Source organism: Candidatus Polarisedimenticolaceae bacterium (genome assembly GCA_036376135.1).
Classification (GTDB): Bacteria; Acidobacteriota; Polarisedimenticolia; order Polarisedimenticolales; family DASRJG01; genus DASVAW01.
In genome coordinates, this window is the sequence record DASVAW010000039.1 from 32668 (window position 1) to 45113 (window position 12446).

General features: G+C 71.0%; 11 protein-coding genes. 5 read left to right on the plus strand and 6 right to left on the minus strand.

Going from position 1 to position 12446, the window contains the following annotated elements; genetic code table 11:
* Positions 1-61 precede the first annotated feature (61 nt).
* Positions 62-1732 carry a glutamate formimidoyltransferase gene (gene ftcD / locus VF139_03305; protein HEX6850407.1) on the plus strand — a complete coding sequence of 557 codons (1671 nt, stop codon included), beginning with the start codon at positions 62-64 and terminating at the stop codon, positions 1730-1732.
* Here the strand turns inward: ftcD and VF139_03310 are convergent.
* Positions 1729-2775, minus strand: coding sequence for a Fic family protein (locus VF139_03310; GenBank protein HEX6850408.1), 1047 nt, complete (start codon positions 2773-2775; stop codon positions 1729-1731). The genes ftcD and VF139_03310 overlap by 4 nt on opposite strands.
* Before the next feature lie 108 nt (positions 2776-2883).
* Here VF139_03310 and VF139_03315 point away from each other — a divergent pair, with 108 nt between their 5' ends.
* Positions 2884-3687: a PilZ domain-containing protein gene (locus VF139_03315; protein HEX6850409.1), complete on the plus strand. Its 804-nt coding sequence runs from the start codon at positions 2884-2886 to the stop codon at positions 3685-3687.
* On the opposite strand, the gene VF139_03320 is transcribed toward VF139_03315, so the two are convergent.
* From VF139_03320 to VF139_03330, 3 genes are all read right to left on the minus strand, one after another.
* Positions 3681-4811 (minus strand): isoaspartyl peptidase/L-asparaginase, encoded by a 1131-nt coding sequence (locus VF139_03320; protein HEX6850410.1) that lies wholly within the window; start codon positions 4809-4811, stop codon positions 3681-3683. The genes VF139_03315 and VF139_03320 overlap by 7 nt on opposite strands.
* An 88-nt stretch (positions 4812-4899) precedes the next feature.
* Positions 4900-5856, minus strand: a complete 957-nt coding sequence (locus VF139_03325) for a rhodanese-like domain-containing protein (protein ID HEX6850411.1) — start codon at positions 5854-5856, stop codon at positions 4900-4902.
* Positions 5857-5869: 13 nt separating this feature from the next.
* Positions 5870-7093, minus strand: a complete 1224-nt coding sequence (locus tag VF139_03330) for a DUF1015 family protein (protein HEX6850412.1) — start codon at positions 7091-7093, stop codon at positions 5870-5872.
* A gap of 54 nt (positions 7094-7147) precedes the next feature.
* On the opposite strand from VF139_03330, the gene VF139_03335 reads away from it, so the two are divergent.
* Complete coding sequence (locus VF139_03335) at positions 7148-8539, plus strand: M20/M25/M40 family metallo-hydrolase (protein ID HEX6850413.1); 1392 nt, start codon at positions 7148-7150, stop codon at positions 8537-8539.
* Here the strand turns inward: VF139_03335 and gluQRS are convergent.
* Both gluQRS and VF139_03345 read right to left on the minus strand, forming a co-directional pair.
* Entirely contained in the window at positions 8536-9453 is a 918-nt protein-coding gene (gluQRS, locus tag VF139_03340; protein HEX6850414.1) for a tRNA glutamyl-Q(34) synthetase GluQRS, read from the minus strand. The two genes, VF139_03335 and gluQRS, sit on opposite strands and share 4 nt — an antisense overlap.
* A complete protein-coding gene (locus VF139_03345; GenBank protein ID HEX6850415.1) occupies positions 9450-10319 on the minus strand; it encodes a CAP domain-containing protein in 870 nt (289 codons plus the stop codon). The genes gluQRS and VF139_03345 overlap by 4 nt, the downstream gene beginning before the upstream one ends.
* Before the next feature lie 67 nt (positions 10320-10386).
* Here VF139_03345 and VF139_03350 point away from each other — a divergent pair, with 67 nt between their 5' ends.
* A complete protein-coding gene (locus VF139_03350; protein ID HEX6850416.1) occupies positions 10387-10692 on the plus strand; it encodes a hypothetical protein in 306 nt (101 codons plus the stop codon).
* A gap of 34 nt (positions 10693-10726) precedes the next feature.
* The gene (gene pruA, locus VF139_03355) at positions 10727-12361 is read left to right on the plus strand and encodes an L-glutamate gamma-semialdehyde dehydrogenase (GenBank protein ID HEX6850417.1); all 1635 of its coding nucleotides are present in this window, start codon (positions 10727-10729) and stop codon (positions 12359-12361) included.
* The last annotated feature ends 85 nt before the right edge of the window (positions 12362-12446 follow it).

Consider the following 12446-nt stretch of genomic DNA (forward strand, 5'->3'; position numbering starts at 1 on the left):
GATCGTGGCCGTTGTCGCATCTTCGCGCCCGGCCCGCAAGGCCGTGCCCAAGCGAGGAACCATGAAGCTGATCGAGTGCGTCCCGAACTTCAGCGAAGGCCGCGACCGGGCGGTGATCGACGCGATCGCCGCCGAGATCTCCGGAACGCCGGGAGCGATGCTCCTGGACGTCGATCCCGGCGCGGCCACGAACCGGACCGTGGTGACGTTCGTGGGGCCTCCGGAGGCGGTCGGGGAGGCCGCGTTCCGGGCGATCCGGAAAGCCGCGCAGCTCATCGACATGAGCCGCCACCGTGGCGAGCACGCACGCATGGGGGCGACCGACGTCTGCCCGTTCATCCCCGTGGAGGGGGCGACGATGGAGGACTGCGTGGCGATCGCCCGCGACCTCGGGCGGCGGGTCGGCGAGGACCTGGGGATCCCCGTCTATCTGTACGAGTCCGCCGCAACGCGTCCCGAGCGCCGCTCGCTCGCGGAGATCCGCAAGGGCGAATACGAGGGGCTGCCGGCCAAGCTGCAGGATCCCTCGTGGAAACCCGACTTCGGAGAAGCCGCTTTCAACGCCCGCTCGGGGGCGACGGTGATCGGCGCCCGCGAGTTCCTGATCGCCTACAACGTCAACCTCAACACGCGCGACAGGAAGGTCGCGCACGAGATCGCGCTGGCGATCCGCGAGGCGGGACGGCCGCGCCGCGGCCCGGACGGAAAGCTCGTCAAGGACGCCGCGGGGAAAACGATCAACGAACCGGGTCGATTCAAGGAATGCCGCGCGGTCGGCTGGGTCATCGAGGAGTACGGTCGCGCGCAGGTCTCGATCAATCTCACGAACTGGAAGGTCACTCCGGTGCAGGCGGTGTTCGACGCGTGCTGCGAGGAGGCGGGCCGGCTGGGCGCGCGCGTGACGGGCAGCGAGCTCGTCGGCCTGATCCCGAGGGAGGCGCTGCTCGCCGCCGGGGATCACTACCTCACGCGGCTCGGGAAACCCACCGGCGTTCCCGAGCGGGAGCGCGTGCATGCCGCCGTGTTGTCCCTCGGACTGGGCGAGCTCGCTCCGTTCGATCCGGCCGAGCGCGTTCTCGAATACAAGTACCGCGGCGGACCCGCGGGGCTCCGGGCGATGCCCCTCACCGCGTTCGCCGACGAGTTGTCCAGCGATTCTCCCGCCCCGGGCGGCGGCAGCGTCGCGGCGTTGTGCGGCGCGCTCTCGGCCGCCCTCTCGGCGATGGTCGCCGCGCTGACCTGGTCGAAGAGCGGCATGGAATCGGCGCGCGGTTCGATGGGGCCCCTCGGGATCGAAGGGCAGGCCCTCAAGGCGTGGTTTCTCGAAGCCGTCGACCGGGACACCGACGCCTTCAACGCCGTGCTCGCGGCGGTGCGCCTCCCCAAGAAGACCGAGCCGGAGCAGGCGGCACGCGCCGCGGCGATGGAGGCCGCGAACCAGGGAGCGGCGCGGGTCCCGCTGGAGGTACTCGAATCGGCGGTGCGCGCGCTCGAGCTCGCCCTCGCCGCCGCCCGCGACGGAAACCCCAACTCCGTTTCCGACGCCGGCGTGGCGGGTGCGTGCGCGCTCGCGGCCGCCGAGGGGGCCGCGCTCAACGTGCGCATCAACCTGCCGGGGCTGGGGGATCGCCGCACGGCGGACGGGATGGCCTCCCGCCAGAGCGCGGCGCTGGCGAAGGCCCGCGAGCTCGCGGACGAGGTGCGTCGGGTCGTGGACGAAAAGCTCGGTTAATTCGTCGCGGGCTCGCCGGTGGCGATGCGGTAGAACGCCCCCTTGCTCCGGCCCACGCGCTCGATCAGCCCGCGGTCGACCATGCGCCGCAGGTTGTCCTTGAGCGTGTTGCGGTTGGTTCCCGTCGAGGCCAGAAGCAATCCCGCGCGGGCGGTGCCGTGATCGCGCACGGTCTCGAGGATCTGGCGCTGGAGCGGCGGGAGATCGAGCGCGCGGCGCTCGAGGTCGAGCTTGGCGGCGATGCGGTCGACGTGGATCCTGAGCATCTGCAGGAACGAGAGAGTCCAAGGCTCGAGGTCGGCTTCGCCGGTCCACAGGCGCGTCGAGGACGCATCGAGCCCGTCGTAGTAGGCCTCGCGGGACTCCTCCATGGCCCGTTCGAGGCTGCCGAACGAGACGTAACCGTACCCCGCCCGTCGAAGGAGGTGGCTCGCGAGGGCCCGCGCCGTTCGCGTATTCCCCCCGGTGAACGGGGCGATGTTCACGAAAACGAGATAAAACGCCGCGATGACGAGCAGCGGGTGATGCTCGCCCGATCGCAGCTCGAGTTCGAGCCACGTGCAGGCCGAGTCGAGCTTGTCCTCGATCAGGCGCGGCGGTAGAGTCTGGAACACGCGACCGAGCGCGTGCCCCTCGGCATCGAACGCCTCGAGATGAATCGGTTCGTGTCGCCAGGGGCTGGGGTCCGCGTGGTCCGGGCTCGCTCCCTCCACGATGGCGTTGAGACGGGCGATCTCGGCCGGGGTCACGAGGGCACCGCCGCGCGGGAAGGTCGTGTCGAGGGCGTTCGCGTAGCCGAGGATCGCGTCCCCCTCGCGTAGCAGCGGGGATTCCCCCCGCAGAAGGGCGGCCGCTTCCGTGTCTGAGATCCGGATACCGATCAGCCGGCAGGACGACGCGACGGACTGGACCTTCGCGGCCTCCCGGAGCCGGGCGAGCCGATCGGGTGGAAGCGACGCCTCCATCGACCACGCCCCTCGAAAACGGTCGATGTGCGCGACCAGCTTCAAAATTTCGCGGGAGGTCGGGAGATTCAGCTCCATGGACTCCTCAAATCACACCCAATTCCACCGTATTTTTTGGGTGGTTTTGGGTGTTGACCTGCGCATCCTACTGCCGAACGCCTCCAAGTGTCGACCGGGTCGCCCCACATGACCGGCGCACGACCCGGCCCCCCGACCGCGCGGCGCGGCCGCCACGCTCGATTCGCCGTCGAAGCCTCGGCGATCGTGCACGCCGCCCAAGGGGACTACCCCTGCACGGTCGAGGATCTGAGCCAGAGCGGGGTCCGTTTGACGGGTCCGCTGCCGCCGACGCTCGACCGCATTCTCGATCTTACGCTGCGAGGGGGCCGATCCGAACCGGAACTGCGGGTGCGCGCCCGGCCCGCACGGCGAGTCGAGAGAGGTTCGGCGACGGGGGCGGCGTTCGAGTTCCTCGACGTCGCCCCGGACCAACTTCGGGGAATCGGCCGCCTCGTGGAGAGCGGCGTGATCCGAAGCGCAAGCCCTGTCACGGGCCTCGAAACGCTCCGGCCGGCGGCTTCGATCCGTGAGATACGGGGTGCCCTGGAAGCCATTCCCCTCCCGCAACGCATCGCCCTGGCGACCCGCGCGTCGAAGAAGGAACGGGACGCGCTCCGGCACGATACCCACGCTGCGGTCCTCGACGCCCTCGCGCGGAACCCGCAGCTCTCCGTCGCCGAGGCCCGCGCCCTGGCCGCCTCTCCCCACCTCGCCGCAGGAACGCTCGACGCGCTCGCGGGCGACGCCCGGTTCGCGCGCGACGAGGAGCTGCAGATGGCGATCGCCGGTCACCCGCGCGCGTCGATCCCCCTCGTCGAGCATCTCCTCGCGGAGTTCGACGCGGACCGGGCGAGGCGGTGGCTCCGACGCCCAGGCCTCGCGCCGCAGGTCCGCGAGCGGCTCTCCCGGCGCGTCGCACGCGGTCACTGAGTCAGGATCTCCTGGTCGAGGAGCGGTTCGGTCGGGACGAAGCGGGGCCCGTCCGCGTCGCACACGGCGAACCGGGCCCGCGGGCCCCGGTAGAGGGACCCCGCCGCGAAGCGGCCCCCGGCGTCCAGGGCGTAGAACTTCACGTCGAATCCCGGCAGTCCGCGGGCATCCAGCAGGCGCTTCTCCGCGATCCCCTCGCGCACCCTCCGCAGCGCCGCCATCACCGCGTCCTTCGGGTGGGACCCGAGCCGAAGCTGCTCGACGATCCAGAACGACCCCAGCGAGAAGAGGTTCGCCTCGCCCCTTCCCGTCGACCCCGCGGCGCCGACCCCATCCGCGCAGTAGTTCCCCGCTCCGAGGATCGGGGAGTCGCCGACGCGACCGGGGATCTTCCACGCCAACCCGCTCGTCGTCGTGACCGAGGCGAGCGCCCCCGCCGACGTCACCGCCGACGCGTGGATCGTCCCCCAGGCCTTCTCCGGATCGAGCCGTCCGGCGGCGATCATCTCCCGGCGCGCGGCGGCGGCGGCGCGCTCGCGCCGGTCGGGGTCGAGCCAGTGCCCGGGATCGATCCGTCGCTTCCACTCCAGCCACTTCCTGCGCGAGTTCTCGGTGTTCAGGTCGTCCTCGATGCGGAACCCCATCCCGCGCGCGAACTCCTGCGCGCCGCGTCCGACCAGGAGGTGATGATCGGTGTGGTCCGCGACCGCCCGGGCGACCCGGGCGGCGGTCCGGACTCCTTCGAGCGCCGCGACGGCGCCGGCGCGCCGCTTCGGACCGTGCATCACGCAGGCGTCGAGCTGCACGACGCCGTCGGCGTTGGGTAACCCGCCGAAACCGACCGAATCGTCGAGAGGATCGAGCTCCACGATCTCCACGCCGGCGACGAGCGCGTCGAGCGGGTCTTCCCCGCGGACGATCCTCTCCCAGGCCTCCTGCACGCAGGTCCGCGGTCCGCCGTTCGTGAACTCGTGGCCGTTCGCGGAGGCGACGACGGCGGGGCGTGCCGTCTTCGGCCGGACGACGGCGGGGGCCTGCCCCAGCGCGCCGCGCGGCAGCATGGCGGCCACGCCCGCCGTCGCGCCGGCTCGAAGGAACTCCCTCCGTCGGATCCTCTCCGCCATGACGTCCCTCCCGAGGGCGGCAAGCATACGGGAAGGCGCGCGCCGCAAACGACGCGCGAAGCGAATAAGCGGGGCCGGGTGCGGACCGTCAGCGACCGGCGGACACCGTGACGGATACGGCCCGGGTCGGTCCTCCATCGCGCATCTCGGCGACGAGGCGGGACTGCAGATCGCGCGTCAGCGCATCGGCCGCCGCCCTCGCCTTCGCCTCGCCGGGCTTCCCCGACTCCGTCGGCGCGCCGGGACGCGCGCTCCAGTCGATCCAGCTGCCGTCGTAGAGGCGCACGTCCCGGAAGCCGAGATAGTGCTTCAGCACGAACCATCCCAAGGCGGCCATGTGGCCGCTGTTGCAGTAGACGTAGACCGTCTTGTCCGGCGTGATGCCCAGGGCGCGATAGGCCTCGAGCAGCTCGCGCGCGCTTCGAAGGCACCCGGACGCAGAAACGCCCTCCTCGGGCCACAGGTTCCGCTTCCAGAAGAACGAAACCGCGCCGGGGATTCGCCCCGCCTCGTACTGTTCCGGCGGACGCACGTCCACGATCACCGCGTTGCCGCGCGACTTCGACGCGGCGAGCACCTCGTCGTAGGCGGCGATGGCGCCGGTCGCCCGGGCGACCCTGGGCCGGCTGGTCGGGGGACGAGGGAGGTCGTTGGAGATCGGCCGCCCCTCACGCTTCCAGCGGTCGATCCCGCCGTCGAGGATCGCGGCAGCCAAGCCGTGCATGCGCAACACCGAGGCGACGAGCGCCGCGTCGGGATCGCTGATCGCTCCGTAGACGACGATCTCGTCGTCCGGACGGAGCCCCAGGCGTCCGAACAGGGTGCGGAACACCTCGGGAGGGTGGATCTCCCCGGGTACGCCCTCCGCCGTCGAGCGCCAATTGTCTGGCCCCACCCAGAGGGCTCCCGGAAGATGGCCGGCCAGGTAGTCCTTCATCGACGCGCGCGCATCCAGGATCACCCGCTCCGGCCCCGGCCCGGCGAGGTCCGCGGGCTGGACGACGGAAGGCGGCAGGAACATCGAGGCGAACAGGACGGCGAGCATGACTCCCCCTTCCCTACTCCTCGTCGAACACGTGAACGACCATTCCCGAGCGGAGCTTCGGCTCGAACCACGTCGACTTGGGAGGCATCACGAGACCCGCGTCGGCGACGGCCATCACGTCGTCCATCCGCGTCGGGAACATCGAGAACGCCGCTGCGAACTCCCCCGAGCGCACGCGCCGCTCGAGCTCGTCCATGCCGCGGATCCCCCCCACGAACTCGATGCGCCGGTCGGTGCGCGGGTCCCCGATCCCGAGGATCGGACCCAGGATCTTCTCCGCGAGAACCGACACGTCGAGTCGACGGACGGGATCGTCCTGCGGCACGACGCCCGGCGTCGCCTTCAGCAGGCGCCACGACCCGCCGACGTACAGCCCGAACGTCGCCGCCGCTTCGGGTTTGCGGGCGGGCCAGGGATCGACGAGATCGAAGCCCGCCGCCCGGATCCTCTCGAGAAGCGCGGGAACGTCGAGACCGTTCAGGTCCCGGACCAGCCGGTTGTAGTCGAGGATCTTGAGCTGGGATGCGGGGAAGTGGGCGGCGAGCAGGCGGGACGACGACGCGTCGCCGCGCTCGCGCGCGACCCGGGCGTAAGACGCGGCGCGGTGGTGGCCGTCGGCGATGTACGTCGCGGGGAGATCCCGGAACGCCGACTCGATCGCCGCAACCTCGAGCGGATCGTCGACGACCCACAACGTGTGCGCGACGCCGTCGGCGGCGACGAAGTCCGCCGCGGGCGTACGCGCCGCCGCGCGCGACGAGGCCGCCTCGAGCCCGTCGTGCCCGCGATGGGCGAGGAAGATCGGTCCGGGGTTGGCGCCGAGCGTCGCGGCGTGGCGCGTGCGGTCGTTCTCCTTCTCCGGACGGGTGTGCTCGTGCCTCTTGATGCGCCCCGCGTCGTAGTCGGCGACCGCCGCCGTGCCGACGATTCCGGTCTGCGCGTGCGAGCCGAGCGCCTGCCGGTAGACGTAGTACGACGGGGAAGCGTCGCGGACGAGCCAGCCCGACGCGCGCATCGCGCGGAAGTTCTCGAGGGCCTTGGCGTACACGCGATCGTCGTAAGGGCCGATCGAGGGGTCGAGGTCGATCTCGGACTTCACGACGTGAAGGAAGGTGTACGGATCCCCCGCGGCGAGCCGCCGCGCCTCGTCGGAGTCGAGCACGTCGTAGGGAAGGCTGGGGATCCGCGAGGCGAGCGCGGCGCTCGGCCTGAGCCCTCGGAACGGCTTCACGATCATGACGGCCTCCGGGAAGGGCTACGGTACCATTCCGGCTTTCGCCGGGAGGCCCCGATGCGTCGCCGAATCCTCGCCCTGCTCGTGGTCGCGATCCCGGCGCTCGGCTTCGCCGCCGAGGCGCCTCCGGCCCAGCGCATTCTCGACGCCGCGCTCGCCGACTCGACGGCCTACGACCGGCTCGCGCACCTGTGTGATCGGATCGGCCATCGACTTTCCGGTTCCCCCCAGCTCGAGCGCGCGGTGACCTGGGCCGAGGCGACGCTGAAGGCCGACGGCGCCGACCGCGTGTGGAAGGACGACGTTCCGGTCCCCGTCTGGATCCGCGGCGAAGAGCGCGGTCGGATCGTGGCGCCGGTCGAGCATCCGATGAAGCTCCTGACCCTGGGCATGAGCCTGGCGACGCCGCCGGAAGGGATCACCGGAGAGGTGGTGATGGCGGCGAGCCTCGACGAGCTGCGGGCGCTGGGGGAGAAGGTCCGGGGGAAGATCGTCTTCTTCAATCGTCCGATCGAACGGAACGGCGAAGGGGAGCGCGGCTACGGGTTCGCCTCGAACCTGCGTTACGCGGGGGTGATCGAGGCGGCGCAGCTCGGCGCCGTCGCGATGATCATCCGATCGCTCGGCACCGTCGACTATCACCTCCCGCACACCGGCACGACCGCCTACGACGAGACCAAGCCCCGCGTCCCCGCGGCGGCGATCACCGCGGAGGACGCCGGACGCATCGCGCGTTTCCTCGCCGCCGGCGAAACGGTGCGGGTGCACCTCGTCCTGCGCCCCGAGCGGCGTGCGGACGGCCCGTCGCACAACGTCCTCGCGGAGATCCGCGGCCGGGAAAAACCGGACGAGGTCGTCGTCCTCGGCGGGCACCTCGACTCGTGGGACGTCGGCTGCGGCGCGCAGGACAACGGTGCCGGCGTCGTCGTCACGATGGAGACGATCCGCCTCCTCAAGAAGCTCGGCCTTCGGCCGCGTCGCACGATTCGCGCGGTGCTCTTCACCAACGAGGAGAACGGCGGCCGCGGCGGCAAGGACTACGCCACGCGATACGCCGCCGCGATGGACCGGCACGTGGCCGCGATCGAGATCGACAGCGGCGGCGCACGGCCGACCGGATTCGGCGTCTCGGCGGGGACCGGAGGCCTCGAGATCGTCTCCCGCCTGGCGGCGCCTCTCGCCGTCATCGACGCCGACACCGTCAAGGAGGGCGGCGGCGGCGCGGACACCGGTCCGATGCGCAAGCACGGCGTCCCGCTGCTCGGTCTGCGGCCGGATACGACGCGGTACTTCGATATCCACCACACCGAGGCCGACACGCTCGACAAGGTCGATCCCCACGACCTGGCGATGCTCTCGGGGGCGATGGCGGTGATGGCCTTTTCCCTCGCCGACGCGGAGGAGACCCTGCCGCGCATCCCGGAGGACCGGCGCGACTCCCGCCGCTAGAAAAAGGGGCCTGGCCCCTTTTTCACGCGCCGGAGGTCGAAATCGGCGATGAGGGAGCGCGCCGGGGTGGGAGTGGGTTCCGGACGAAGGCCGAGCCACGCGGCGAGTCGGCCGACCACCGCTTCCGGTCGCCAGCCGGCATCGCGGAGCGCCGCCAGCGTGGTCCCGTCGTGGCGTTTCGAAAGGCGCACGCCGTCGGCGCCGAGCAGCAGGGGTGCGTGGGCGAATCGGGGCGCCGCGAACCCGAGCGCCCGGTACAACGCGAGTTGTCGCAGGGTCGAGACGAGCAGGTCCTCGCCTCGCACCACCTCGGTGATCCGCATCGCGGCGTCGTCCACCACAACCGCGAGCTGATAGGCGGGAGTTCCGTCGTTCCTCCACACCACGAAGTCGGTGGGAAGGGGCGCCACGAAGCGGCCGAACACCGCATCGTCGAACGCCGACGCCGCTTCGGAGGCCATGCGAAAACGCCACGCCGGGCGCCGACCCGGCGGCGCGTCGGCCCGGTCGCGGCAGGTTCCCGGATACGGCGTTTCGTCCCCGGGTTGCTGCGGGGCGCTCGCCGCCGCCGCGACATCCTTCCTCGAGCAGAAACACGGGTAGACATGCCCCGAGGATCTCAGCCGCTCCAGCGCGTCCCGATACCGATCGAACCTCGCGCTCTGAACGTACGGGGCGTACGGGCCGCCGACGTCGTACCCCTCGTCCCAGTCGAGGCCGAGCCAGCGGAGGTCCTCCGCGATCCGCTCCGCCGCCCCCGGGCGCACGCGCGGTCCGTCGAGGTCCTCGAGACGCATCACGAACGCCCCGCCCTGCGAGCGCGCCGAGAGCCAGGCCAGAAGCGCGGTGGAGGCGTTCCCGAGGTGAACCTCCCCCGTCGGGCTGGGGGCGTAACGACCGCGCGTCCCGGTCACTCGTCCCCCGCCGCCTCGAGGGGCCGGAGGAATAGCTGCGTGAAGACCAGGCGACGCTCGTCGACGTCCACGGCGACTCCCACCGCCGATCGGGTGAACTCCCGCGCGAGCACGTTCTCCCGGTGACCGGGACTGGTCATCCACTGCTTCACGGCCTCGGCCGTCGGGTCCTTGACGCGCACGTTCTGGGCGATGTTCTCCGCGACGAGCCGGTACGGAATCGACGCCGCCGTCACGCGTGCGGCCGGCCCCTCCCCTTCGGGGGAGCGGTGCGAGAAGTACCCCCGCTCGAGCATGTCCCTGCTGTGGGCCCGCGCGACGGCCGCGAGCCTCGCGTCGAACGCCAGCGCCGGCAGCCCGCGCACCTCGCGTTCGCGATTCAGCGCGTCGAAGGCGCTTCGCTCGATCGCCTCGACACCGGGAAGCTCGGGAGACGGTTCGACGAACAAGGCGACGATCACGACGGTTCCGTCGGCGGCCTTCGCGGTCGCGAATCCTGCACGCCTCCAGGAGGGATCGAGGGCCCGCTCCCAGCTCGGCCGGTACGCCCGCCAGTTGGCGACCGCAGCCGGTGCGTCGTCGGCGTACCCACCCTGCCAGGCGAGGTACACCCAGGCCCGGAGGAAGTCGCCGATCCCCGCGGACCGCAGCAGCTCCTCCGCGGTCGCCTTCGGCTCGAAGCGCCGTTCCTCCGGGAGGCCCGCCGCTTCCGCCGCCCGCGTGGCCGCAACGGCGTCGAGCTCCCGGACGCGCTCGACGTGGGGAACCCCCGCCCCCGCCCGGGCCGCATTGACCTCGCGCTCGAGCGTCGCGGGGACGTCGGGCGAGGGGACGGTCCCCGCGAGCGCGAGAAAAAACGCCAGCATCACGCCCCAAGGATCGCATTGCCGGGGGTCGGCTTGCATCCCCGAAGACCGACCCCATATTGCCCGCATGCGTAGACAAGGTGGCGGATTCGGCACGGTCATCCTGCTCGTCGTGGTGGCGGTGGTGCTCTTCCTCGTCGCCCGCAATTGGAAGTCCGTCGCTCCGACGGCGATGGAGATCCACGACCGCAACGAACGGCGCGCGGGCGCCGGCTCGGAGTACGTGCCGGAGAAGGTGGAAGCCCCCTCCGGTGGGAAGTCCGAGGACGCGTGGACCCCCGCGCCCCCGGTCAATCCGAGCCTGGGCGCGATGGAGAGCCGCACGTCGGCGCACACGCAGGCGGTGGACGAGGCGCTCAAGCAGTCGCAGTAGCTAGAATGCGGCTCCTTCTCACGAGGAGCCCTTCATGGCGCACAACGGCATCGTCCACGTCCCCGTCCCGCGCAACGAACCCGTCCTCGGCTACGTCCCCGGAAGTCCCGAGCGCCGTGCGCTGAAGGCGGAAGCCGCGCGCCTCGCCGCGCGCGAGATCGAGATCGCTCCGGTGATCGGCGGGCGGCGCGTGCGCACGGGAGCGATCGCCAAGTCGGTGATGCCGCACGACCACGGGCACGTCCTCGCGACGTGGCACAAGGCCGGGAGGAAAGAGGTCGAGCGCGCCGTGGCCGCGGCCCGCGCCGCCTTCCCCGCCTGGTCCCGGATGCCGTGGGACCAGCGGGCCGCGATCTTCCTCAAGGCGGCCGATCTGCTCGCCGGCCCGTGGCGTCCGAAGCTCAACGCCGCGACGATGCTCGGCCAGTCGAAGACGTGCCACCAGGCCGAAATCGACGCCGCCTGTGAGCTGATCGACTTCTTCCGCTTCAACGTCCACTACATGCAGCAGATCTACGGCGAGCAGCCCTCGTCGGTGCCGGGGATGTGGAACACGCTCGAGTACCGGCCTCTCGAGGGGTTCGTCTTCGCGGTGACGCCGTTCAACTTCACGAGCATCGCCGGGAACCTCCCGACGGCCCCCGCGATGCTCGGGAACTGCGTCTTGTGGAAGCCGGCGTCGTCCGCCGTCTACTCGGCGCACTTCATCCTGGAGCTGCTCGAGGAGGCCGGGCTGCCCCCCGGCGTGATCAACTTCCTGCCGGGCTCCGCCGGCGAGGTCGGCGATCCCGCGCTCGCGAGCCCCGAGCTCGCGGGGATCCACTTCACCGGATCGACCTCGGTCTTCCAGGCGATGTGGGAGACGGTCGGCGGGAACATCCGCCGGTACCGCGGCTATCCGCGAATCGTCGGCGAAACGGGGGGGAAGGATTTCGTCTTCGCCCATCCGTCTGCGGACGTCCCGGCGCTCGCGACGGCGCTGGTGCGGGGCGCGTTCGAATACCAGGGGCAGAAGTGCTCCGCCGCCTCGCGGGCGTACATCCCGAAGTCGATCTGGCCGAGGGTGCAGAAGGCGATGCTCTCGCAGATCGCCGAGATCCGCATGGGTGACCCGTCCGACTTCACGAACTTCATGGGCGCCGTGATCGACCGCGGGGCGTACCAGACGATCAAGGGGTACATCGACCACGCGAAGCGCTCGAAGGACGCGAAGATCGTCGCGGGAGGCGGCTGCGACGCGCGCAAGGGTTACTTCATCGAGCCCACGGTCGTCCTCGCGAAACGCCCCGACTTCAAGCTGATGCGCGAGGAGATCTTCGGGCCGGTGCTGACCGTGTACGTGTACGCCGACAAGGACCTCGACAAGACGATGGAGCTGTGCGACCGGGGCTCCGCGTACGCGCTGACCGGGGCGATCTTCTCGCAGGACCGCCAGGCGATCGTCCACATGGCGCAGGCGCTCACGCACGCCGCAGGGAACTTCTACGTCAACGACAAGCCCACGGGCGCCGTCGTCGGCCAGCAGCCCTTCGGAGGCGGCCGCGCGTCGGGGACGAACGACAAGGCGGGGAGCTACCTGAACCTCGTGCGCTGGGTCTCCGCGCGCGCGATCAAGGAGACCTTCGATCCCCCGAAGCACTTCGCGTATCCGTTCCTGCAGCGCGACTGAGGGTAAATAGGGACAGTCCCTCTTTTCCCTGTCTTCCATGCGCCGGGACGTGCGCTTAGGGGCATGGAAGACAGGGAAAAGAGGG

Coding starts and splice junctions, on each gene's coding strand:
- VF139_03320 (HEX6850410.1), bottom strand. CDS start 4,811: ATGGCGGAGAGGATCCGACGGAGGGAGTTCCTTCGAGCCGGCGCGACG.
- VF139_03335 (HEX6850413.1), top strand. CDS start 7,148: ATGCGTCGCCGAATCCTCGCCCTGCTCGTGGTCGCGATCCCGGCGCTC.
- VF139_03345 (HEX6850415.1), bottom strand. CDS start 10,319: ATGCTGGCGTTTTTTCTCGCGCTCGCGGGGACCGTCCCCTCGCCCGAC.
- VF139_03315 (HEX6850409.1), top strand. CDS start 2,884: ATGACCGGCGCACGACCCGGCCCCCCGACCGCGCGGCGCGGCCGCCAC.
- VF139_03325 (HEX6850411.1), bottom strand. CDS start 5,856: ATGCTCGCCGTCCTGTTCGCCTCGATGTTCCTGCCGCCTTCCGTCGTC.
- ftcD (HEX6850407.1), top strand. CDS start 62: ATGAAGCTGATCGAGTGCGTCCCGAACTTCAGCGAAGGCCGCGACCGG.
- VF139_03310 (HEX6850408.1), bottom strand. CDS start 2,775: ATGGAGCTGAATCTCCCGACCTCCCGCGAAATTTTGAAGCTGGTCGCG.
- pruA (HEX6850417.1), top strand. CDS start 10,727: ATGGCGCACAACGGCATCGTCCACGTCCCCGTCCCGCGCAACGAACCC.
- VF139_03330 (HEX6850412.1), bottom strand. CDS start 7,093: ATGATCGTGAAGCCGTTCCGAGGGCTCAGGCCGAGCGCCGCGCTCGCC.
- VF139_03350 (HEX6850416.1), top strand. CDS start 10,387: ATGCGTAGACAAGGTGGCGGATTCGGCACGGTCATCCTGCTCGTCGTG.